The sequence below is a fragment of the Pseudomonas sp. USTB-Z genome (assembly GCF_019691255.1).
GTDB lineage: Bacteria > Pseudomonadota > Gammaproteobacteria > Pseudomonadales > Pseudomonadaceae > Aquipseudomonas > Aquipseudomonas alloputida.
In genome coordinates this window covers 173,745-197,465 of sequence record NZ_JAECZP010000001.1, presented here as the reverse complement: position 1 = coordinate 197,465, position 23,721 = coordinate 173,745, and the positions used below count along the sequence as shown (strand labels likewise).

Here is a 23,721-nt window from a genome sequence, read left to right as displayed (position 1 = left end):
GGCGGCAACGGTGAACGACGGGTAGAAACTGGCCGGCAGGTCCGGCCTCTTCGCGGGTGAACCCGCTCCTACACGACGGCCTGTGCATGTGTATAGGGGCGGGTTTACCCGCGAAAGGACCGGCCCAGGCAGCCGAGAATCTCCAGGGGATAAACGGTAACAACAGAAGACACCAAGTCACCGTTGGCATGACCACGTTCTGGTGAGCACCTGTTAGACCAGCCCCTGCTTCAGGACATGCACGCATAAAAAAGGAGAGCCGAGGCTCTCCTTCTTCTTCAACAACCCTCAGCCATTAGCCAATGGTCATCAGGCTGGCGTTACCACCCGCCGCCGCAGTGTTCACGCTCACCGCGCGCTCGATGACCAGGCGCTCCAGCGCAATCTGGTGATCACCGCTGGACAGCCCGTGCACCCCAACGATCGCCCCGGCTCGCTTGGCCACCTGCTGGCATACGCCGCGCAGCTGGTCCGAGTCGCCATGGTGGATCACGGCGTCGAACGCTACTTCATCCTTGTTCCAGTCCGCGACCAGCTTCACCTTGGCCTGCAGCTCACGCGGCAGGCGGGCGCGCAGGGCCTTGCCCGGTTCACCGTCAACCCACACCGCCGAGCTGCCAACGGCCAGTACTGCGGCGAACTGCGCCAGCAGGTCGGTTTCGTTGTCGGCCAGGCACAGCACGTGCTCACGCGGCAGAATGGTGTAGCTGTTGCGCTCGCCGGTCGGGCCAGGCAGCAGGCGGGCGATGCCGCTCTGCGACTGGCTGGCGAACTGGCTGCACAGCGCGGCCAGGTCGGCCAGCTGGTTGTTCTCGGCCCAGGCCTTCAGGCCGTGCAGTGGTTTGACCAGCTGTTCGTGCAGGGTGCGATCCGGCTTGCCTTCGCCGTCCTGCTGCTGGAAGTGGCGGCCGATGGCGTCGGCCGGGCGGGTCGACAGCAGGCGGTAGAGGTACAGCGGGCCGCCGGCTTTCGGGCCGGTACCCGACAGGCCTTCACCACCGAACGGCTGCACGCCCACCACTGCACCCACAATGTTGCGGTTGACGTACATGTTGCCGGCGTTGGCGGTTTCCACCACCTTGGCGATGGTCTCGTCGATACGGGTGTGCACGCCGAGGGTCAGGCCGTAGCCGGAGTTGTTGATCTGCTCGATCAACTGGTCCAGATTGCGGCGGTTGTAGCGCACCACGTGCAGCACGGGGCCGAAGATTTCGCGCTTCAGCTCGTCGAAGCTGTCCAGCTCGATCAGGGTTGGCATGACGAAGGTGCCGCGCTTGATCTCTGCAGCATCGGCAATGGCGACTTGGTAGACCGGGCGGCCTTTCTCGCGCATGCCCTGGATGTGCTTCTCGATGCCGGCCTTGGCTTCGGCATCGATCACCGGGCCGATGTCCACGGCCAGGCGGTCCGGGCAGCCCAGGCGGCTTTCAGCCATGGCGCCCTTGAGCATTTCGATTACGCGGTCGGCGGAGTCTTCCTGCAGGCACAGTACGCGCAGGGCCGAGCAACGCTGGCCGGCACTGTCGAAGGCCGAGGACACCACGTCGATCACGACCTGTTCGGTCAGTGCCGAGGAGTCGACGATCATCGCGTTCTGGCCGCCGGTTTCGGCGATCAGCGGGATCGGGCGGCCCTGGTTGTCCAGACGGCCAGCGACGTTGCGCTGCAGCAGGCGGGCCACTTCAGTGGAGCCGGTGAACATCACACCTTTGACGCGTTCGTCCCCGACCAGGCCGGCTCCGACGGTTTCACCGCGGCCAGGCAGCAGCTGCAGCACGCCTTCTGGGATGCCAGCTTCCAGCAGCAGGCGCACGGCCTGGGCGGCGATCAGTGGGGTTTGCTCGGCAGGCTTGGCCAGTACCGGGTTGCCGGCAGCCAGGGCTGCGGCCACCTGGCCGGTGAAGATCGCCAGCGGGAAGTTCCATGGGCTGATGCACACCACAGGGCCCAGTGGGCGGTGGGCGTCGTTGCTGAAGTCGTTACGTGCTTGCACCGCGTAGTAGCGCAGGAAGTCCACGGCTTCACGCACTTCGGCAATGGCGTTGGCGAACGTCTTGCCGGCCTCGCGGATGAGCAGGCCCATCAGCGGCTGGATCTCGGCCTCCATCAGGTCGGCGGTGCGCTCCAGAATGGCAGCACGCTCGGCTGGCGGGGTGGCCTGCCAGATCGGTGCGGCGTTCAGTGCGCACTGGATGGCGTTGTCCACGTCGGCAACGGTGGCCTCCTGCACATGGCCGACGACGTCGCGGTGGTCAGCCGGGTTCAGCACCGGTGCGGCTGCGCTCTCGCTGGCGGCGCAGGCCAGTAGCGGGGCAGCCTTCCAGTCATTGTGAGCGGTGGCCAGCATGGCGCAGGACAGCGATGCCAGGCGGTGTTCGTTGGCCATGTCGATACCGGCCGAGTTGGCCCGTTCGGTGCCATACAGGTCGCGCGGCAGGGGAATGCGTGGGTGCGGCAGGCCGATACTGCCTTCCTGGGTACCCATGCGCTCGATGCTGGCCACCGGGTCGGCGACCAGTTCCTGGATGGAAATCGAGTGGTCGGCAATGCGGTTGACGAACGAGGTGTTCGCGCCGTTTTCCAGCAGGCGGCGCACCAGGTAGGCCAGCAGCGTTTCATGGGTGCCGACCGGTGCATACACGCGGCACGGGCGGTTCAGCTTGCCATCGGCAATCTTGCCGACCACTTGCTCGTACAGCGGCTCGCCCATGCCGTGCAGGCACTGGAACTCGTACTGGCCCGGGTAATAGTTCTGCCCGGCAATGTGGTAGATGGCCGACAGGGTGTGGGCGTTGTGGGTGGCGAACTGCGGGTAGATGGCTTCTGGCACGGCCAGCAGCTTGCGGGCGCAGGCGACGTAGGACACGTCGGTGTACACCTTGCGGGTATAGACCGGGTAGCCTTCCAGGCCTTCGACCTGGGCACGCTTGATCTCGCTGTCCCAGTAGGCGCCTTTTACCAGGCGGATCATCAGGCGGTGGCGGCTCCGCTTGGCCAGATCGATGACGTAGTCGATCACGTACGGGCAGCGCTTCTGGTAGGCCTGGATAACGAAGCCGATGCCGTTCCAGCCAGCCAGGGATGGCTCGAAGCACAGGCGTTCGAGCAGGTCCAGCGAAAGCTCCAGGCGGTCGGCTTCTTCGGCGTCGATGTTAAGGCCGATGTCGTACTGCTTGGCCAGCAGGGTCAGCGACAGCAGGCGCGGGTACAGCTCCTCCATCACGCGCTCGTACTGGGCGCGGCTGTAGCGCGGGTGCAGTGCCGACAGCTTGATCGAGATACCTGGGCCTTCATAGATGCCACGGCCATGCGAGGCCTTGCCGATCGAGTGGATGGCTTGCTCGTAGGACGCCAGGTACTTCTGCGCGTCGTGCTCGGTCAGTGCGGCTTCGCCGAGCATGTCGTAGGAGTAACGGAAGCCTTTGGCCTCGAAACGGCTGGCGTTGGCCAGGGCTTCGGCAATGGTCTCGCCGGTGACGAACTGCTCACCCATCAGGCGCATGGCCATGTCGACGCCCTTGCGGATCATCGGTTCGCCGCTCTTGCCGATGATGCGGGTGAGCGAGGAGGTGAGGCCGGTTTCGTTATGGGTGCTGACCAGCTTGCCGGTCAGCAGCAGCCCCCAGGTGGCGGCGTTGACGAACAGTGACGGGCTGTTGCCCAGGTGCGGCTGCCAGTTGCCGGTACTGATCTTGTCGCGGATCAGCGCATCACGGGTACCTTTGTCGGGGATACGCAGCAGGGCTTCGGCCAGGCACATCAGCGCCACGCCTTCCTGAGACGACAGCGAGAATTCCTGCAGCAGGCCCTGGACGATACCGGCACGGCCGCCGGCGCTTTTCTGATTGCGCAGCTTTTCGGCAATGCCCGCGGCCAGCTTGTTGGTGGCTTCGGCCAGTGGCGCGCTCAGGCGCGCCTGCTCCAGCAGCATCGGCACCACTTCCTGCTCCGGTCGGCGGTAGGCAGCGGTGATCGCCGAGCGCAGTACCGACTGCGGCAAGATGCTTTCGGCAAATTCGAGGAAGCACTGGTGGCTGTGGTCGGCCTGGACTTCACCGGCATCGTCGGCCAGGTTGCTGACATGACCGTTGAGTTCGGTCAGGGTGGCGCCACCCTCGAGCTTCTCCAGATAGTTGAAGATCGCTTGCTTGATCAACCAGTGCGGCGTGCGGTCAATGGACTGCGCAGCTGCTTTGAGTCGCTCACGGGTCGGGTCGTCGAGTTTGACCCCAAGGGTGGTAGTCGCCATTTCTTATCCTCGTTATTGCCACGGTTGTGGCCTAAGCTGGCGTCAAGAGTATCTGTAGGACAATTCGGGTGCAACCAGGTGCAACCCTAATTTTTCGTGTGGAAGGTGCAACTCGTCCGACAGCTATTCCCATACCCTGAAAAGGGGCGTTTTCGGTGCGATTTATTCTGAAAAAGCGGTTTTTTGCTCCCGGAAGGAGCAAGAAACGGGCTTTGTCGGAAAATGCACGGGCAGGTGCAACTTGCAAAAGAAAAATGGTTGCACCTTCTTTGCGTTGTTGCATAGCATTCGCCGCCTGGGTGCAACCGCCATCGCTGTGGTTGCGCATGATAAAAACAAACGCCAGGGCACACGCATGGGCAATCCACTAACGATCACCTTCGTGATCTACATCGCAGCAATGGTGCTGATCGGCTTCGCCGCCTATCGCGCTACCAACAACCTTTCCGATTACATTCTGGGCGGTCGCAGCCTCGGTAGCGTGGTTACCGCGCTGTCTGCCGGTGCCTCCGACATGAGTGGCTGGCTGCTGATGGGCCTGCCCGGTGCCATCTACTTCGCGGGCCTGTCCGAGGCCTGGATCGCTATCGGTCTGACGGTGGGTGCCTACCTGAACTGGCTGTTCGTGGCCGGCCGGCTGCGCGTGCAGACCGAGCACAACGGTGACGCGCTGACCCTGCCGGACTACTTCTCCAGCCGTTTCGAAGACAATACCGGGCTGCTGCGTATCATTTCCGCCATCGTCATCCTGGTGTTCTTCACCATCTACTGTGCCTCCGGCATCGTGGCCGGTGCCCGTCTGTTCGAGAGCACCTTCGGCATGTCGTACGAAACCGCTTTGTGGGCTGGTGCAGCGGCGACCATCGCCTACACCTTCGTGGGTGGCTTCCTGGCGGTGAGCTGGACCGATACCGTACAGGCTTCGCTGATGATCTTCGCGCTGATCCTGACCCCGGTAATCGTGCTGATCTCCACCGGTGGCTTCGACCAGACCTTCGCCGCTATCGAGGCGGTGAACCCGGCGAACTTCGACATGCTCAAAGGTGCCACCTTCATCGGCATCATCTCGCTGATGGGCTGGGGCCTGGGTTACTTCGGCCAGCCGCATATCCTGGCGCGCTTCATGGCCGCTGATTCGGTGAAGTCCATCGCCAAGGCGCGCCGCATTTCCATGACCTGGATGATCCTGTGCCTGGCGGGTACCTGCGCCGTTGGCTTCTTCGGCATCGCCTACTTCTCGGCTCATCCTGAACTGGCAGGCCCGGTTAGCGAGAACCACGAACGTGTGTTCATCGAGCTGGCCAAGATCCTGTTCAACCCATGGATTGCGGGTGTCCTGCTGTCGGCCATCCTGGCCGCAGTCATGAGTACCCTGAGCTGCCAGCTGCTGGTGTGCTCCAGCGCCCTGACCGAAGACTTCTACAAAGCCTTCCTGCGCAAGAATGCTTCGCAGGTCGAACTGGTGTGGGTCGGCCGTCTGATGGTGCTGGCCGTGGCCCTGATCGCCATCGCCATGGCCGCCAACCCGGAAAACCGCGTGCTGGGCCTGGTGGCCTATGCCTGGGCTGGCTTCGGTGCCGCCTTCGGCCCGGTGGTGCTGATTTCGGTGCTGTGGAAAGGCATGACCCGTAACGGTGCGCTGGCCGGTATCGTGGTGGGTGCGCTGACGGTGATCCTGTGGAAGAACTTCGACACCCTCGGGTTGTACGAAATCATCCCGGGCTTCCTGTTCGCCAGCATCGCCATTGTTCTGGTGAGCAAGCTGGGCAGCCCTTCGCAGGCGATGGTCAAGCGCTTCGAAGCGGCTGATGCGGCGTATCACGCCGACAAGTAACACCCGTTGAATTGGCGGCGCCTGCTTTGCGGGTGCCGCCAATCAGCAGCCAGGCCTGACTCCGCCTGCAAGGCAAGGTAAACTTGCCGCCTTCGCAGGAGTTGCCATGAACTATCGTCACGCCTTCCACGCCGGCAACCACGCCGACGTCCTCAAACACATCGTGCTGACCCGCCTCATCGCCCTGATGTCGCGCAAGGAGCAGCCGTTCGCCTATATCGATACCCACGCAGGGCTCGGCCTGTACGACCTGCAGGGCGACCAGGCAAGCCGTACCGGCGAGTACCTGGAAGGCGTAGCCCGCCTGTGGAATCGCGATGACCTACCGGCCATGGCCGGCGACTACCTGCGCATCATCAAGCGCCTGAATGCCGATGGCGAACTGCGCTACTACCCGGGGTCGCCCGAATTGGCCCGTCGCCTGATGCGCCAGCAGGATCGCGCCCTGCTCAACGAGAAGCACCCCGAAGACGGGCCGCTCCTTAAAGAAAACATGAAAAAAGACCCGCGCGTGACCGTGCACCTGGGTGAAGGCTGGCATGTGCCGCGGGCCTTGCTGCCGGTGCAGGAAAAGCGCGCGATCATGCTGATCGACCCGCCGTTCGAGCAGGCCGATGAGCTCAAGCGCTGCACCACGGCCATGAAAGAGGCGATCGGCCGCATGCGCCAGACCGTTGCGGCCATCTGGTACCCGATCAAGGACCAGCGCTCGCTGACCCGCTACTACCAGGACCTGACCAGCACCGGCGCGCCAAAGCTGCTGCGGGTCGAGCTGTATGTGCATCACCAGGACAGCCCGCAGGGCCTGAATGGTTCGGGCCTGGCCATTGCCAACCCACCATGGGGGCTGGAGGATGAACTCAAGGAGCTGCTGCCATGGCTGGCCAAAGAGCTGGCACAGACCGCCGGTAGTTACCGCATGGACTGGCTGATCGCCGAGTAAACCTGTAGGCGCGGGTTTTCCCGCGAACACCGGCTACGCCGGTGCCATCCACCGCGTTGCCTGCTTCGCGGGTGAACCCGCTCCTACAAGGGGGCGGTGTGCCTCCAATGTTTGCGTTATAATCCCGCCCTTTAGCCGCCATCCGCCCAAGAGGCCGCTGGCGCATTTTTACCGAATGAAGAGGCTAATCCCTTGGCATTGACGATTCTTGGCCTGTCCGGCGCCCTTAGCCATGACCCTTCCGCGGCCCTGTACATTGACGGCAAGCTGATTGCCGCCGCCGAAGAAGAGCGCTTCGTGCGTGACAAGCATGCGAAGAACCGCATGCCCTACGAGTCGGCGAAGTTCTGCCTGGAACAGGCAGGCATCAAGCCGTCCGACGTCGACGTGGTAGCCATCCCGTTCGCCCCGATCAGCCTGTTCGGCAAGGCGCGGTGGCACTATGCCAAGCGCTATTGGTACGCCCCGGATCGTGCACTCGATGCCATCCTGATGGGCAACCGTCGTTACAAGCGCTATCGCAAGAAGATCGTCTGGTGCCTGGAGCAACTGGGCTTCGACCCGAAAAAGGTCAAGATCGAGCCGGTCGAGCACCACCTGGCCCACGCTTCCAGTGCTTATCATTGCTCGGGTTTCAAGGAAAAAACCGCAATCCTCGGCATCGACGGCAAGGGCGAGTACGCCACCACCTTCTTTGGCTACGGCGAAAACGGCAAGATCCACAAGATCAAGGAATTCTTCGACCCGGACTCGCTGGGTGGCCTTTACGGTGCCATCACCGAGTTCCTGGGCTTCGAAATGCTCGATGGCGAGTTCAAGGTCATGGGCATGGCGCCGTATGGCGACGCCAGCAAGTATGATTTCTCGCGTCTGGCCAGCTTCGAAAACGGCGAGTTGGTCATCAATACCGAGTACGCCAACGTTATCGGCCTGCGCCGTTACAAAGAGAAGGGCAAGGGCTTCTACTTCTCGCCAAAGCTGATCGAATGGCTGGGCCCCAAGCGCGAAGGCGACATCGCCGACGAGCCGTACATCCATTACGCCGCCAGCATGCAGGCGCTGTTCGAGAAACTGGCGCTGCAGATGATCGACCATTACCTGGGCGACACCCTGCGTGAAACCGGCAAGCTGGCCTTCGCCGGCGGCTGCGCGCTGAACGTCAAGCTCAACCAGAAGATCATCGCCCGTCCGGACGTGAAAGAGCTGTTCGTTCAGCCGGCCTCCGGCGACGCCGGGACTGCCGTTGGCGCCGCTGCCTATGTTTCCCACGCCCGTGGCGTTCCGGTCGAGAAAATGGAGCACGTCTACCTCGGCCCGTCGTACTCCAACGAAGACGTGATCGCCGCCTGCGCCCGTCACCCGAACCAGCCAAAGTGGCGCAAACTCGAGAACATGCCGCAGCAGATCGCCCAGATCATGGTCGATGGCAACCCGGTTGCCTGGTTCCAGGGCCGCATGGAGTTCGGGCCGCGTGCCCTGGGTGGCCGATCGATCATCGGCTGCCCAAGCGTGGAAGGCGTGGCTGACCGCATCAACCACCAGATCAAGTTCCGTGAACGCTGGAGACCTTTCTGCCCGTCGATGCTCGACACTGTCGCCCCGCAGATGATCAAGGTCGACCATCCCGCGCCGTTCATGACCTTCACCTTCGAAGTCGCTGAAGAGTGGAAAACCCGCGTGCCGGAAGTGGTGCACGAGGACGGCACTTCGCGTGCCCAGGTGCTCAAGCGCGAGTACAACCCGCGCTACTACGACATGATGAAGGCATTGGAAGACCTGACGGGCAACGGCGTGTCGCTGAACACCTCGCTGAACCGTCGTGGTGAACCGATGATCTGCTCGCCGACCGATGCCCTGAACATGTTCTTCGGCTCGGACCTGCAGTACCTGATCATGGAAGACATCCTGGTTGTGAAGGACGGCGCGGCCCCGTATGACCAGCCGCTCTGAACCGCGCATCCTGCAGTTCTGCCATGGCTATGACGGGCCGTTCCTGGACTGCGCCCGTCAGTACGCCAGCCTGTTTCAGGGGCGTGGGTACCGGGTGACTACGGTGTTCCTCACCGGCGCCGCCGACGCGCAGGTGGCGGCTGGCTGTGCGTCGGACGAGGTGCTGTTCCTTGAGTTCAGCTCCAAGGCCGTGCGTGGCCTGAAACTCGGCGCCATCCGCGCATTGCGGCGCCTTGCGGCCGAGCGCAATTTCGCTTTCTGCATCGCCCATCGCTTCAAGCCGATCTACGTTGCCCTGCTGGGGACCGGCCTGCCGGTGATTGGTGTGCACCATGCCTTTGGCGACTACCAGCGCAAAGGCCGCCGCCTGTTCGCGAACCTGTTCAGCAAGCGTCTGAGCCTGCTGGGTGTTTCGGACGCGGTACGTGACGATATGCGCCGTTGCTTGCCGCAGTGGCCGGCCGAACGCATCCAGACCCTGTACAACCGCATCGACATCGACGCCCTGCAAGCAGCCCTGGTGCCGCGCGCTGACGCACGCCAGGCCTTGGGCCTGGATGCTCAGGCGTGGATCGTCGGCAATGTTGGGCGCCTGCACCCGGACAAGGACCAGGCCACCCTGTTGCGCGGTTTTGCCCAGGCATTGCCGGGGCTGCCGGCTGGCGCCCGCCTGGCAATCCTCGGCAAGGGGCGCCTGGAGGCCAAGCTCAAGGCGTTGGCCGCCGAACTTGGTATTGCCGGGCAAGTCGACTTTCTTGGCCAGGTACCGGATGCGCGCCGTTATTTCCAGGCTTTCGACGTGTTCGCGTTGAGTTCCGATCACGAGCCGTTCGGCATGGTCCTGCTCGAAGCGATGGTTGCCGGTGTACCGGTGTTGGCCACGGCCTGTGGTGGTGCCCGCGAAGTGGTCGAGGGCGTTGGCGTGCTGTTCCCGCTGGGCGACGCCGCGCAGCTGGCTCAGGGCCTGAAGCACATGGCTGTACTGGACGCTGAGCAGCGCCAGGCCTGTGCCAGGCACATGCTGCAGCGCCTGAATGAGCGTTTCTCTGACCAGGCGGTGCGCGAGGCCTTCTGGCAACTCCCGCAGGTGCGCGCGTTGGTGGGGCAGGCCTGATGCTCAATCGTATCCAGGCCTTCCGCGAACGCGGTTGGCAAGCTATCGATGCCAAGGCTTATGCCCAGGCGTGGGCGCGCTTTGGCGGCAGTGTTGCCACCCATCCGCTGGTGGTCGAGCAATTGGCGGACCTGGCACAGATCCCGGTGCGTTACCTGGGCTGGCACCAGGCTGGCGAGCTGAAAGCCGCCATCCCGGCCTGGGGGCGTCACCTGGCGCTGTCCAAGGACGTGCTGAAGCGTGCTGGCAAGAAGGCCCTGTTCGACCTCGGTAATGCCGAGATCATTCTGCCGGCGGCGTCTGATGCCGCTGCGCCGTTGCGCCATACAATGCGTTACCTGTCCGAACTGAACCAGGGCCGCTTCAGCGGCCTCAAGGCGCAGAAGGAGCAGTTGGCCATGGCCCGGGCGCCTGAAGACCTGTCGAAGAAGTTCCGCTACAACCAGCGCCGTGAACTTCGCCTGCTGGAAGAGGCGGGTGGTGTGGTACGCCCGATCAGCGACTTCAGTGCTCAGGAAATCGCCAGCATGTACTGCGACCTGTTCCTGCGCCGCTGGGGGTTCCCTGCCACCGGTGCCGAGCGTATGGCCGATGTGCTGGGCCGCTTGCGCGAGCTGCTGATCGGCTCGGTGCTGCTGCTGGACGGTAAACCGATTGCCATTCAGCTGGTGTACCGAGTCGAAGCGCCGGAATGGATTAGCGTCGAGTACATCAATGGCGGCGTCGACCCTGAAACCAAGGCCTTCAGCCCAGGCAGCGTGCTGAGCTTCCTCAATACCCAGGCCGCCTGGGAAGATGCCCGGGCGCGCAACAAGCCGCTGCGGTTCTCGTTCGGCCGTGCTGACCGTGAGTACAAGGACCGCTGGTGCAACCCTGTGCCGGTGTATCAAGCGTGAGCCGCAAGCAGCAGTTGCTCAAGCGCCACCGGCGCAACAAACGCCTAGGGCTGCTGGCGGGCCTGGTTGCGCTGGTCGCCCTCGGTGTATTCAGCTGGTGGTGGTTGCCACTGCTGTTGTTGCCGCTGCTCTGGGCTGCCCATGAGGCCTGGTTTGCCGACCACCTGTTCTATGCACCGGGTGAGGACTATGCCTACGACTTCGGCGATCAGGTGCGGCAGGTTCCTGCCAGCCTGCACGATGGCTGGCTCAAGGCTGATTGCACGTTGCAGGGCAACGAAACCCTGGTGCTTGAGCTGCGGCTAAAGAGCAGCTGGTTGGGGCGCTTTCTCGACCCTCGGGTCGAGCTGCTGGCTGGCGAACAGGCCGATCGGCAAACGTTCGAGCGTGGCGTCGATGGGGTGCGCTTCCTTAACCTGACCGGCCTTGCTGCGCCACTGCAGGCCGGTACGTTGCGACTGCGCGGCCGGCATTGCCGGCTGCAGGGTCAGCTGCGTCTGTGGATAACCCCCTCGGTCGAGCTGCAGCGGCGCCGAGTGATGGTGATCGCGCCACATGCCGACGACGCCGAGTTGGCCGCGTATGGTTTGTACAGCCAGGCCGACGAAAGCTGGGTGGTGACCCTGACCGCCGGTGAGATAGAGGCCGAGCACTACCAGCAGATGGGCCTGGCAAAGGCCGAGGCCGCGCGGTTGAAGGGGCGCCTGCGTGCCTGGGACAGCATCGCCGTGCCGCGTTGGGCCGGGGTGCCGGAGTCGCATTGCATACAGCTGGGCTACTTTTGCCTGCAGCTGCCTGCCATGCAGGCCGCCCCCGACCAGCCAGCGGCCTCACGTGAAGCCGACCTGGCCGATATCCGCGTGTTCCGCCAGTTCAACCCGTTCCCGTTACCGGGCGACCGTGATGGCGCACCCACCTGGCACAACCTGCTGGCCGACCTGCGAGCCTTGCTGGAGCGGGCCAAGCCAGAAGTCCTGGTGATGCCGCACCCGCAGCTAGACCCCCATCCGGACCATATCTGCGCTCAGGCGGCGGTGCTGGAAGCCTTGCAAGGTATGGCCTGGCAGCCACAAACCTTGCTGTGCTACGCCAACCACCTGCACGATAACGACCGCTGGCCGATGGGCGACAGTGGCGATGGCGTGGCTTTGCCGCCGCAATTGAGCGCTGCCCAGGCCTGGGCGCCCTGCAGCCTGGTGCTGGACTGCGCGACCCAGCGCGACAAGGCCATGGCCCTGGGCATGATGCACGACCTGCAGCCGGCGGCACCGTTCAAGCGCCGCCTGCGCCGTCTGCTGCAACGCTGGCTTGCCGGGCGACAGCCATCGCCTTTTGGGGAGAACGAATTCTTCCGCAAGGCCGTGCGCCGGCACGAACTGTTCTGGCGGCGTGAGCTGTAAGCACGCCCCATGGTTGACCGCGAAGGCGCAGAGCGCCCAAGGAAAGCAATGAAAGTCCTATTTCTGGTGCAGAAGGAACAGCGGGCGATTCTTGACCGCCTGTACGATGGCGTCGCGGCCAACTGCGAGTGCGACCTGCGCTGGCTGACCAGCCAGGATCAGCGCAACCTGCGCCGTTACTTCAAGCGTGAGGTGCAGGTCGAGCGCTATGACCGGATCGTGTTCTTCCTGCGTTTCAAGCAGGAGATCCGCCAGGTGGCCTTCATCCGCACTGTGCCGAACCTGGTGATTCTCGAGCACGACGCCTACCAGAACTACATCCCGTGCAAGTACACCGGCAAGTTCAGCGCTCATTACCGTCAGTTGCCATGGGCACGGGTGATCAGCTCCGGCTACATGGTCAGCGAGCGCTTGCGCCAGGAAGGTTTCGATGCGGTGTTCGTGCCCAAGGGCTATGACGAGCAGTTGCTGGCCGACCAAGGGCGTGAGCGTGATATCGAACTGGCCTTTGTCGGCAGCGTCAACAGCGTGGCCTACAGCGGCCGCAAGGCACTGCTGGACGAGTTGGGGCAGGTCGAGAACCTGCTGGTAACCCGTACCAAGTCGGGCGAGGACTACTGCAACACGCTCAACCGTATTCGTTTCTTCGTCAGTGCCGATGTCGGCATGGGCGAATACATGATCAAGAACTTCGAAGCCATGGCCTGTGGCTGTGTGTTGCTGGCATACGACCAGGGCGAGGAAGAGAACCGTGCGCTGGGCCTGCAAGACATGCACAACGTGGTGTTCTATGACAACATCCCGACCCTTCAGGAAAAACTCCGTCGCTTGCGCGCCAACCCCGAGCTAGCACGGCAGATTGCAGAAAATGGCCGCCATCTGGCGGTTTCCCGTTTTAGTTTCGGCGCAGTTGGACGTAGCATCGTCGACCACATGCGCCCGGCGCTCAGGCCCCATCCGCCATTGTCTGCATGGCAGCGGCTGCGTCTGAAGCTGGGCATCTAAATAAGAGCTTTCACGCCCAGGAGCGGGTTGTTGAAGGCCGATAGTCGTAATGCGGAGGGAATCCGGTGCGCTTTTCAAATGAGAGTGACGTCACGCTTGTCGTGACCAGTTGTGGGCGGTTCGATCTGCTCAAAGACACCCTTGAGAGTTTCGATCGCTACAACACCGCGCCCATTCGCGAGGTATTCATCACCGAAGACTCTGGCGACGATGCTGTGCATGCCGCTGTGCCGGCGCACTGGAAGCCGCACTGCAAGGTGTTCGTGAACCGGCCCAAACTTGGCCAGTTGCCGTCTATCGACCTGGCCTACAGCCAGGTCAAGACGCCGTACATTTTTCACTGCGAAGACGACTGGCAATTCTATCGCCAAGGCTTTGTCGAAGACTCGCAGGCCATCCTGGATGTCAGCCCCAACCTCTTGCAGGTCTGGTTGCGCAGCCATGCCCACGACCTGGCCATCCACAGCCCGTACATTCATTTGGGCGATCGCCAGGTGATCGCCGGGGTGCCGTGTTATCCGCTGCTGTCCGACAAGGCCGAGTGGCAGGCGTTCTCGCTCAACCCTGGGCTGCGCCGATTGAGCGATTACCAGCGCTGTGCGCCATTTGCCGCCTATGCTGGAGAAAAGGCGCTTTCCCGTCGCTACGCTGAGTTAAATCTGACAGCGGTCACCTTGGAGGGTGACGCAGTATTGCACACTGGATTCGGCAATCACGTGACCTTGCCCATTGAAGTGGAGCGTAAGGCCAAGCGTCGTCAACGTGATCGGATGAAGCTGGCATTGACGCTGGTTGCGGGTGCCTTGATCGGCATGGGAATCACCATTTTTGTTCAATGAAGTCGCTGTCCCACCTGACTTGAGCGGGAGAGGGCCCATGAACATCGTCAATATGATGTGGGCGGGTGGAACGCCTTACATGTCCATCCACAAAGTGCACCGGCAGGTTTTGTCGAACGCGGGTGCCGATGCCCGGATCAGTAACTGGCTGCTGCTGGGGAGCGGGCTCTGCTGTGGGCTCGGCTCGACCCGGGAATGGCATATGCCCTCACGTGCGCTCAAAGGGCGGCACTTGTGGCGCTTGCTGCGTCCGTGGCTGCGCCTGCGCTTGCGCAAGGCTTTGGCCGAGGCCGGGGCAGAAGTGGTGCTGCTCGACGGTATTGGTGTCGCCCGGTTGGTGCTGCCGTTGTTGCAGCGCATCGCGCACGTGCGTGCAAAGGTACTGTTCCATGGCAAGACGCGTCTGCATGCCAGCGATATCCGCTTGTTGCAGATGTTTCCGTCCGAGCGTCTGAGTATCGCGGCGGTATCACAGACGTTGGCCGAGTCGCTGGAGCGTGACCTGGGCAGGCCGGTGCAGACGCTGCGCATGGCGCTCGATCCGCTTGCATTCGTCGAGCCTTTGCTGAGCCGGGACCAGGCCAGGCAGGCGCTGAAGTTGCCTCAGGGCGCCGAGGTGATGCTGGGTGCGGTAGGGCGACTGGTAGAGAGCAAAGGCTTCGAAATGCTGATCGAGGCATTCGCCAGAGCCAGTGCACGGCAACCCTGCTTGCAGCTGGCGATCATTGGCGAGGGGCCGCAGCATGCCGTGCTGCAGCAGCGTATCGACGCGTTGGGCCTGGCCGAGCGCGTTCATCTGCGCGGTCACCGCGAAGACCTGCAGCAGCTGTATCGGGCATTCGACTGGCTATTGGTACCTTCGCGTTCCGAAGGCCTGGGGCTTGTGGTGCAAGAGGCGGTGATGGCCGACGTACCGGTGGTGTGCAGCGACCTGGAGGTGTTCCGCGAGCAGTTGCGCGACACGGGTGGCTACCTGCCGGTTGCCGACGAAAGCGCCTGGGCTGAGGCGATCGAGCGCTGTGCGGTGCTCAGTGCATCGACGATCGCCGCGAAGCAGCGCCAGGCACTGGCACCGGAGCAGGCCTGGCAGGCGTTCTGCAGCGGCTCGCAGAGCCTGTTGCGCAGTTGACGCTCAGCGTGTCAGCAAGGCTGCCTCGAAGGCGGCAAGGGGGAACCGGTCGCCCAGGTTCTCCCGCTCGATATAGCGCACCATGTGCTGCACATTGCGTCGAATCATGCGGGCTGACAGTGGCGGGCGCAGAAAGCGCATGTCGGCCACGTCGATCAAGCCCAGACGCTGGTCGGGGGTGACCACCACGTTGCCCAAGTGCAGCGAGCGGAAATAAACGCCGCTGCGGTGCAACTGGCGGATCAGTTCGATCAGGCGTGGCAGGTAAGTGTCCCAGCTGAAGCCGTCATCGCGCGACATCTGCAGCAGCGTCCGCCCAGGTAGCGGGCGATACAGCACCGCAGTGCGGCCCGGCAGGTCGAGCTTGTGCTGGCTGATCACTTCGAGGGTAGGGATGCCCAGTTGCGTCAGGCGCGCGGCGTTATCGACGAAACGCTGCGAGTAGGGACGTAGCAGTGCAGATGAAATCAGCCGCTTCCTACGAAAAACCTTGAGGAAATTTCCATCTGTGAGCAGGTAGACTTTGGCGCCATGGCTGTCTGCCTCAAGCACCTGTGCGCCGAGTGTCAGCTGATCGAAGTCGACCTGGGTGAGCCGGGAGCATTGCATGAATAGAGCCTTGTCGTCTGGCGAGCAAAATGACCGGCAATAATGCCGAAAATAATGCTGTAGCACCATGGATGGTGTTTCTGATTCATCGGGGGAAAGGATGTTGTATCAAAAAAACTGGGCACAAGCATGGTTAGGTTTGGGCCTGGTCTGGTTCCTGGCGGCGATTGCCCTGGCACCCAGCAACAAGGTTTATCAGCAAGGTCTGGTGTTGTTCTTATGGCTGCCAACGCTGGTATTGGCCTGGTCGGCCCGAGGTGTGCTGGTGCAAGCCTGGAGGCGGCAACCGGCGCTGTGGGGGAGTGTGCTGCTGCTGTTGGCCTGGAGCGGCCTGAGCCTGGCATGGTCGCCCGCCGAGGAGCCCATGCGCGAGCTCAAGCGCTTGCTCTACATCCTGGTGTTCCTGCTGGCGTTTCCGCTGTTGGCCCAGCTTGGCCAAGCCCGCATTCGTCAGTTATTGCTGCTTGGCAGCGCGCTGCTGGCCATCGCTGCGTTAGTCTCCATCATCAAGTTCTATGGGGTGCAGCGTGCGCCTCTGCTGTTCAGGCTGGCGGGTATCGGCGAAATATCCCACCCCATCCTGGGGGCCTATGTCATTGGTTCGGCTGTGCTCTTGATGCTCTACGAGCCTCCTCGGCGGCGTGGCTTGCAGGTGTTGTGGCTGGCGGCACTGGCTTGCCTGGGGGCCTTCGCCATGCTCAGCCAGAGCCGTGGTGCGGTTCTGGCACTGGTGATTACCGTGGTGATGGCGCCGTTGTGGTTCCGTGACCGCCACAGCCGGGTGTTCTCTGTTCTGGCACTGCTTGCCACCGGCCTGGCCTTTTGGGCCGTGTACGACGTTATCGCCCAACGGGGCTCGTCCTACCGGCCGGAAATTTTCCATGCCGTGGTCCAGATGATAGCCGCGCACCCTTGGACTGGTCTTGGTCTGGGGGCTGCTTACGAAGTGAGCGCCGTCGGCATGCACTTCGATCACACCCACAACATGTTCACCCATGTTGCCGTTGAGATGGGCTTGCCCGGCATGTTGCTGTGGGTAATGGTGTGGCTGTTCACGCTGGGCGAAATCGTGCGCGCCCGTGGCACCCTGCTCGGCAAGGTCCTGCTGGGCTTCTGGGTCTATTCGACCCTGGCCATGCAGTTCGATGCCGCCAGCCTCACCGGTACGCCACGTGCCGAATGGTTCATCAGCTGGCTGCCGGTGGGCCTTGCCATGTTGCTGCCATGGGGGCGTGCCGAAAATGACGCCTGTGGTAAAATTGCCGGTTCAACCTGAACAGCGAGCTCGATAATGGCCGAAACACCGCGACCAGCGGAGCACACCTCCAGCCTGAAGATCTACTTCCGGCTGTTGAGCTATGTGAAACCCTATGTCGGCATTTTCCTGCTGAGCATTGTCGGTTTCGTGATCTTTGCCTCGACCCAGCCAATGCTGGCCGGCATTCTCAAGTACTTCGTCGATGGGCTGAGCAACCCCGAAGCGGTATTGTTCCCCAACGTCCCCTACCTGCGTGACCTGCAATTGCTGCAGGCGGTGCCGCTGCTGATCATCCTGATCGCTGCGTGGCAGGGCCTGGGCTCGTTCCTCGGCAACTACTTCCTGGCCAAGGTCTCTCTGAGCCTGGTGCATGACCTGCGGGTGGCGTTGTTCAACAAGCTGTTGGTGTTGCCCAACCGCTACTTCGACAACCACAACTCCGGGCACCTGATTTCGCGCATTACCTTCAATGTGACCATGGTCACCGGCGCCGCTACCGACGCCATCAAGGTGGTAATCCGCGAAGGCCTGACCGTGGTGTTCCTGTTTGCCTACCTGCTTTGGATGAACTGGCACCTGACCCTGGTGATGGTTGCCATCTTGCCGGTGATCGCGGTTATGGTCAGCATCGCCAGCAAGAAATTCCGCAAGCAGAGCAAGAAGATCCAGGTAGCCATGGGCGACGTCACCCACGTTGCCTCGGAAACCATCCAGGGTTACCGCGTGGTCCGTAGCTTCGGTGGCGAGGCCTACGAACAGCAGCGATTCGGCCAGGCCAGCCAGAGCAACACCGACAAGCAACTGCGCATGACCAAGACCGGCTCGCTGTACACGCCGATGCTTCAGCTGGTGATCTACAGCGCCATGGCTGCGCTGATGTTCCTGGTACTGTTCCTGCGCGGTGAGTCCACTGCCGGTGACCTGGTGGCTTATATCACCGCTGCCGGCCTGCTGCCCAAGCCGATTCGTCAGTTGTCGGAAGTCAGCTCGACCATCCAGAAGGGCCTGGCAGGTGCCGAAAGCATCTTCGAGCAGCTGGACGAAGCGCCTGAAGTGGACACTGGTACGGTCGAGAAGGCGCGCGTGGAAGGGCGCCTGGAAGTGCGCAACCTGAGCTTCACTTACCCGGGTACCGAGCGTGAAGTGTTGAGCGACATCAGTTTTGTCGCCGAGCCCGGGCAGATGATCGCCCTGGTCGGCCGCTCCGGCAGTGGCAAGTCTACCCTGGCGGCCCTGATTCCACGCTTCTATCACCACGACAAGGGGCAGATCCTGCTCGATGGCGTGGAGATCGAGCACTATCGCCTGCGCAACCTGCGTCGCCATGTTTCGCAAGTCACCCAGCATGTCACCTTGTTCAACGACACCGTGGCCAACAACATCGCGTATGGCGATCTGGCCGGCGCGCCGCGCGCAGACATCGAAGCCGCCGCGGCCGATGCCTATGCCAAGGAATTCGTCGACCGGCTGCCAAAGGGCTTCGATACCGAAGTGGGTGAGAACGGTGTACTGCTTTCCGGGGGCCAGCGCCAGCGCCTGGCAATTGCCCGTGCGCTGCTTAAAAACGCGCCGTTGCTGATCCTCGACGAAGCGACGTCGGCGTTGGATACAGAGTCCGAGCGGCATATCCAGGCCGCCCTGGACCACGTGATGCAAGGTCGTACCACGCTGGTGATTGCCCATCGCCTGTCGACCATCGAGAAGGCCGACCAGATCCTGGTCATGGACCAGGGCCGCCTGGTCGAGCGCGGTACTCACACCGAGCTACTTGCGGCTAATGGCCATTATGCCCGTCTGCATGCCATGGGGCTGGATGAGCCGGCCAAGGCCGATATCACCTGAACCCTCCTTGATCGGGGCCGTTATGGCCCCGATTGTCACGGGAATTTTCCAGGGATGATCTGGCCATAAAGCCATTGACTACCCTGTGCTAATATCCTGCCCCTGTTCATTATTTCCATATGGGTTGCCCATGAAGTTGTCCATGCCGCGTTTCGATCAAGCCCCGGTACTGGTGGTCGGCGATGTCATGCTCGACCGCTACTGGCATGGCGGTACTTCGCGTATTTCGCCTGAAGCGCCAGTCCCGGTGGTCAAGGTCGATCAAATCGAGGATCGCCCCGGCGGCGCGGCCAACGTTGCCTTGAACATTGCTGCGCTGGGCGCGCCGGCTTCGCTGATCGGCGTCACCGGCCAGGATGAGGCTGCCGACAGCCTGGCCAACAGCCTGCAGGCTGCCGGTGTCCGTTCGGTATTCCAGCGCATCGCGCACCAGCCGACTATCGTCAAGCTGCGGGTCATGAGCCGTCACCAGCAGCTGCTGCGTATCGATTTCGAAGAGCCGTTCGCCACCGACCCACTGTCGCTGGGCGCGGAGGTCGACAGCCTGCTCGAAGGCGTCAAGGTGCTGGTCCTGTCCGACTACGGCAAAGGTGCATTGAAGAACCACCAAAACCTGATCCAGGCGGCGCGGGCCAAGGGCATTCCGGTGCTGGCCGACCCCAAGGGCAAGGACTTTTCCATCTACCGTGGCGCCAGCCTGATTACCCCGAACCTCAGCGAGTTCGAGACCATCGTTGGCCGTTGCGTCGATGAGGCCGAACTGGTTGCCAAGGGCTTGCAGTTGCTGCAGGACCTGGACCTGGGCGCCCTGCTGGTCACCCGTGGCGAGCATGGCATGACCCTGCTGCGCGTTGGTCAGCCGGCGTTGCACCTGCCAGCGCGAGCACGCGAAGTGTTCGATGTGACCGGTGCCGGCGATACTGTCATTTCCACCCTTGCCGCAGCCATTGCCGCGGGTGAGGACCTGCCCCATGCGGTGGCCCTGGCCAATCTGGCGGCGGGCATTGTGGTCGGCAAGCTGGGTACGGCTGCCATCAGCGCCCCTGAGCTGCGCCGGGCCATCCAGCGTGAGGAAGGCTCCGAACGCGGCGTGCTGGGCCTTGAGCAACTGCTGCTGGCCATTGATGACGCGCGGGCGCACAACGAGAAGATCGTCTTTACCAATGGCTGCTTCGACATCCTGCATGCCGGGCATGTCACCTACCTGGAACAGGCGCGGGCCCAGGGTGATCGCCTGATCGTTGCGGTAAACGACGATGCTTCGGTCAGCCGCCTGAAAGGGCCGGGCCGGCCGATCAACAGCGTTGACCGGCGTATGGCCGTGCTGGCCGGTTTGGGCGCGGTGGACTGGGTGATCAGTTTCCCGGAAGGCACCCCGGAAAACCTGCTGAGCCAGGTCAAGCCGGATGTGTTGGTCAAGGGCGGAGACTATGGCATCGATCAGGTGGTTGGCGCTGATATCGTCAAGGGTTATGGCGGCACCGTGAAGGTGCTGGGGCTGGTCGAGAACAGCTCGACCACAGCGATTGTCGAGAAAATTCGCAAGAACTGATCTGACCTTGGGGCCGCTGCGGCGGCCCTCGGCTGGGGCGGGTTTACCCGCCCCAGCAAGCAGGCGAAAGCTCCCGGGATGTCACTTGTGCAGCGAGGTCCGCGCCCGCTCCAGCAGCGCTCGCGCCTTGTCGCCAAACCGTTGCAAGTGCGACGCCCTTACGGGCTTGCTTTCCACCAACCCCTGCTGTTTCACCCAATCCTTCCAGCGTACCCGTTCATCTGCCACCACCCAGCCTTCCTGCCGGGCAAAACTTTCTGCCAGGTACAGCCCACGCGTACTCGCCGGCACCAGCTCATCCTTTTTCAGCGCATACAGCTCTGCCAGTGGCTGGCCGTCTTTCAATGGCATCAGGTACAGGTCGGGCCGTTTGCGGTTGAGCCGCGCCACCAGCTGGTCGCCCTCCAGCCGCTCGTCAACGTGGAACAAGCTGAGTTTCTTGGCGTCCCGGGGCACTTGCAGGCGCATGTCATAGATCAGCTGTAGCGAAGCGGTGGGCAGGTGCACATAGGCCCGTGGTCGCTCCAGTAGCATCAGCTTGCCGCAATGCACCGGGCGTGCGGCACCGGACTCCGGAGCCAGCACGAAGTGGGGTGTTTCGCGGTAGTGCAGGGCGGCGGCGTAGGGGATGGGCAGCCAGGTGTCGTTGAAGCGCCCGCCCAGCCAACCTTCCGGGGTTTCCAGCAGGCACTCCTCGGCCACTTCCTGTACGGCCGTGTGCAGCGGCAGGTTCAGCTCCTGCGCCGGTACATAACCGGAAATCAGTTTCAGTACCACATCGCCACGGTCTTGTCGGCGCTGACGCACCAGTACCCAGTAATCGCGGTTCTGCCAATGCAGCGTGAGGCGCACTGACACGCCTAGGTTGGCCAGTTCGACCACGAAGTGTTGTGTATCGGGTAACTGGATGGCCTTGCGCCGTTGCTGGGTCTGGGCAAAGTTCAGCGGCATGCCGATGCTTTGGTAAATCAAGCCTTCGGGCGTGGCCTCGACATGCAGTGGTAGTGTCTTGAAGTTGCTCGGGTTCTTGCGGATCAGCGTTCGCGCCACGAGGCTCCTCCTTGCGTCGGGTCAGTCTCCAGTCCCTGAGTCGGGAGCCTGAGGTAACTCAATGCTGGCCCAGGATACGGGCGACGGTGGCCACGTTATGGGCCAAGTGCAACGGGTTGATGGTGCCGACAATAGCACTGCTGACGCCCGGGTGGGCGAACAGCAGCTCGAAGCTGGCCTGCACCGGGTCGACGCCCGGGGCCAGGCAGATATGCCCGCTCGCCAAGGCCTTCTTTACCAGGATGGCCTTGCCGTGTTCGGCAGCGTAGTCCAGCACCGGGCGTTCTGCCTGTTCATTGAGGTTGTAGGTGACCATGGCGCAGTCGCCTTGCTCCAGTGCCTTCAGGCCGCCGGCGACGGTCTTGCCGGACAGCCCGAAACCGAGGATCTTGCCCTCCTGCTTGAGTTCGGCCAGGGTCTGGTAGACCTCCTGCTGTTCGAGGATGGCCAGGTCGTTGCCGTCGGAATGCACCAGCACCAGTTCGATGCGGTCGGTTTCGAGCCGGCGCAGGCTGCGCTCCACCGAGCGGCGGGTGTGGGCAGCGCTGAAGTCGAAATGCGACAGGCCTTCCTCGAACTCTTCACCGACCTTGCTGACGATTACCCATTCATCGCGTTGGCCGCGCAGCAGCGGGCCCAGGCGTTCTTCGCTACGGCCGTAGGCCGGGGCGGTGTCGATCAGGTTGATGCCAAGCTCGCGGGCCTGGGCCAGTAACAGGCGGGCTTCCTCATCGCCGGGGATCGTGAAGCCAGTGGGGTACTTCACGCCCTGATCGCGGCCCAGCTTGACCGTGCCGAGGCCCAGTGGAGAGACCGTGAGGCCGGTGCTGCCCAGCGGGCGATGGAATGCGTGCAGGGTTGGCAGGCTCATGGCAGCAACTGCTCCCAGGCCGGTATGCCAAGTGGAGGGCGTGGGAGGTCGGCCAGGTCGGCCTGTGCTTGTGGACGAATGCCGTCGCGCTCCAGGTGGCTGATTACCCGGTCGCTGAAATCCGGTGCCAGTGCCAGTTTGGTCGGCCAGCCCACCAGCAGGCGCTGCTGGTCAGCAAGGAAGGCGTTGTCCGGGCGTGCCAGGCCGGATTGTGCAGGCTCAGCGCGGTCGACGCGCAGTGTGGCCCAGCGCACCAGGCTCTGATCGACCCAGGGCAGCAGGTTGGCGATTTCCTTCTGCGCTGCAGCAATCTGCGCTGCAGGCTCGCGCGCCACGCCATCGGCTTCAGCCAGGTCCCCACCGAGGTACCAGACCCACTGGCCATCGGCTGCCGGATGGGTGGTCACCGTTACCCGCGGCTTGGGCCCGCCGCCGAGGCAGTGGGCGTACAAAGGTTTGAGGTTCGGGCCCTTGGCCATGACCATGTGCAGCGGGCGGGTTTGCATGGCCGGCTGATCCAGGCCCAGCGCCTGCAGCAAGCCTTCGGTGCCGGCTCCGGCGCTCAATACGATGCGCTGGGCACGGATTTCCCGGTCGTCCACGCGCAGGCCAACCAACGCATTACCTTCACGCAAGGGTTCGATGCGCTCACCTGCCAGCAAGGACTCGCCGGCCAGCTCGGCCAGGTTGGCCAGCAGGCTCGGGACATCGACCACCAGCTCCGCCAGGCGATACACCTTGCCCTTGAACGCGCGGTCCTGCAGTGCCGGTGGCAACTGGTCACCCTTGACCTGGTCGACCCGGCCGCGCACGGCCTTGCTGGCGAAGAAGCTTGTGAGGTTGCCGGCCAAGGTGCCCGGCGACCACAGGTAGTGGGCATCGGAGAGCAGGCGGGTACGCCCGAGGTCGAGTTCGCCGTTGCCGGCCAAGGCCTCGCGCCAGCGGCGCGGCATGTCGGCGATGGCTTCCGAGGCGCCGGTCAGGGCGCCGTGCAGGGCGTATTTGGTGCCGCCGTGGATAATGCCCTGCGACTTGATGGTCTGCTCGCCGCCAAGGCTGGCGCGCTCCACCAGCACTGTCGAGTAGCCCAGGCGGCGCAGGCGGGCATTGAGCCAGAGGCCTGCGACCCCGGCGCCGACGATCAGCACGTCAGTGGAAATGGCAGATGGCATGGCGGTAC

General features: G+C 63.0%; 17 protein-coding genes. 12 read left to right on the top strand and 5 right to left on the bottom strand.

Features of this window, described 5'->3' with window-relative positions:
* Window positions 1–295: 295 nt before the first annotated feature.
* Window positions 296–4,249, bottom strand: coding sequence for a trifunctional transcriptional regulator/proline dehydrogenase/L-glutamate gamma-semialdehyde dehydrogenase (gene putA, locus I8746_RS00900; protein ID WP_003249419.1), 3,954 nt, complete (start codon window positions 4,247–4,249; stop codon window positions 296–298).
* A gap of 355 nt (window positions 4,250–4,604) precedes the next feature.
* Here putA and putP point away from each other — a divergent pair, with 355 nt between their 5' ends.
* The 9 genes from putP to I8746_RS00855 all read left to right on the top strand — a co-directional run bounded on the left by putP (window position 4,605) and on the right by I8746_RS00855 (window position 15,359).
* Window positions 4,605–6,083: a sodium/proline symporter PutP gene (gene putP, locus I8746_RS00895; protein WP_088513307.1), complete on the top strand. Its 1,479-nt coding sequence runs from the start codon at window positions 4,605–4,607 to the stop codon at window positions 6,081–6,083.
* 106 nt (window positions 6,084–6,189) lie between these two features.
* A complete protein-coding gene (locus tag I8746_RS00890; RefSeq protein WP_221099824.1) occupies window positions 6,190–7,026 on the top strand; it encodes a 23S rRNA (adenine(2030)-N(6))-methyltransferase RlmJ in 837 nt (278 codons plus the stop codon).
* A gap of 192 nt (window positions 7,027–7,218) precedes the next feature.
* Entirely contained in the window at window positions 7,219–8,976 is a 1,758-nt protein-coding gene (locus tag I8746_RS00885; protein WP_003249431.1) for a carbamoyltransferase, read from the top strand.
* Window positions 8,960–10,090 (top strand): glycosyltransferase, encoded by a 1,131-nt coding sequence (locus I8746_RS00880; protein ID WP_221099822.1) that lies wholly within the window; start codon window positions 8,960–8,962, stop codon window positions 10,088–10,090. Before I8746_RS00885 ends, I8746_RS00880 begins: the two co-directional genes overlap by 17 nt.
* Window positions 10,090–10,986 carry an antimicrobial resistance protein Mig-14 gene (locus I8746_RS00875; protein ID WP_012053880.1) on the top strand — a complete coding sequence of 299 codons (897 nt, stop codon included), beginning with the start codon at window positions 10,090–10,092 and terminating at the stop codon, window positions 10,984–10,986. The genes I8746_RS00880 and I8746_RS00875 overlap by 1 nt, the downstream gene beginning before the upstream one ends.
* Window positions 10,983–12,386, top strand: coding sequence for a PIG-L deacetylase family protein (locus I8746_RS00870; RefSeq protein ID WP_041168539.1), 1,404 nt, complete (start codon window positions 10,983–10,985; stop codon window positions 12,384–12,386). Before I8746_RS00875 ends, I8746_RS00870 begins: the two co-directional genes overlap by 4 nt.
* A gap of 48 nt (window positions 12,387–12,434) precedes the next feature.
* Window positions 12,435–13,391 (top strand): glycosyltransferase, encoded by a 957-nt coding sequence (locus I8746_RS00865; protein WP_003249439.1) that lies wholly within the window; start codon window positions 12,435–12,437, stop codon window positions 13,389–13,391.
* Window positions 13,392–13,456: 65 nt separating this feature from the next.
* The gene (locus tag I8746_RS00860; RefSeq protein ID WP_012053878.1) at window positions 13,457–14,230 is read left to right on the top strand and encodes a glycosyltransferase family 2 protein; all 774 of its coding nucleotides are present in this window, start codon (window positions 13,457–13,459) and stop codon (window positions 14,228–14,230) included.
* 37 nt (window positions 14,231–14,267) lie between these two features.
* On the top strand, window positions 14,268–15,359 hold the full coding sequence (locus I8746_RS00855; RefSeq protein WP_221099820.1) for a glycosyltransferase: 1,092 nt from the start codon (window positions 14,268–14,270) through the stop codon (window positions 15,357–15,359).
* 3 nt (window positions 15,360–15,362) lie between these two features.
* On the opposite strand, the gene I8746_RS00850 is transcribed toward I8746_RS00855, so the two are convergent.
* Window positions 15,363–15,968: a toluene tolerance protein gene (locus I8746_RS00850; RefSeq protein WP_076402325.1), complete on the bottom strand. Its 606-nt coding sequence runs from the start codon at window positions 15,966–15,968 to the stop codon at window positions 15,363–15,365.
* A gap of 100 nt (window positions 15,969–16,068) precedes the next feature.
* On the opposite strand from I8746_RS00850, the gene I8746_RS00845 reads away from it, so the two are divergent.
* From I8746_RS00845 to hldE, 3 genes are all read left to right on the top strand, one after another.
* Window positions 16,069–17,244, top strand: a complete 1,176-nt coding sequence (locus I8746_RS00845) for an O-antigen ligase (protein WP_014859636.1) — start codon at window positions 16,069–16,071, stop codon at window positions 17,242–17,244.
* Between the two features lie 15 nt (window positions 17,245–17,259).
* Complete coding sequence (gene msbA, locus I8746_RS00840) at window positions 17,260–19,068, top strand: lipid A export permease/ATP-binding protein MsbA (protein ID WP_012053874.1); 1,809 nt, start codon at window positions 17,260–17,262, stop codon at window positions 19,066–19,068.
* A 130-nt stretch (window positions 19,069–19,198) separates the two neighbouring features.
* Window positions 19,199–20,620 carry a bifunctional D-glycero-beta-D-manno-heptose-7-phosphate kinase/D-glycero-beta-D-manno-heptose 1-phosphate adenylyltransferase HldE gene (gene hldE / locus I8746_RS00835; protein ID WP_003249449.1) on the top strand — a complete coding sequence of 474 codons (1,422 nt, stop codon included), beginning with the start codon at window positions 19,199–19,201 and terminating at the stop codon, window positions 20,618–20,620.
* Window positions 20,621–20,701: 81 nt separating this feature from the next.
* Here hldE and I8746_RS00830 read toward each other — a convergent pair whose 3' ends face one another.
* From I8746_RS00830 to I8746_RS00820, 3 genes are read right to left on the bottom strand one after another with little or no spacing between them, the layout of a single operon-like run.
* The gene (locus I8746_RS00830; RefSeq protein ID WP_221099818.1) at window positions 20,702–21,670 is read right to left on the bottom strand and encodes a metal ABC transporter ATPase; all 969 of its coding nucleotides are present in this window, start codon (window positions 21,668–21,670) and stop codon (window positions 20,702–20,704) included.
* Between the two features lie 58 nt (window positions 21,671–21,728).
* Window positions 21,729–22,541: an aldo/keto reductase gene (locus tag I8746_RS00825; RefSeq protein ID WP_003249454.1), complete on the bottom strand. Its 813-nt coding sequence runs from the start codon at window positions 22,539–22,541 to the stop codon at window positions 21,729–21,731.
* Entirely contained in the window at window positions 22,538–23,713 is a 1,176-nt protein-coding gene (locus I8746_RS00820; protein ID WP_221099817.1) for an FAD-binding oxidoreductase, read from the bottom strand. Before I8746_RS00820 ends, I8746_RS00825 begins: the two co-directional genes overlap by 4 nt.
* Window positions 23,714–23,721 lie beyond the last annotated feature (8 nt).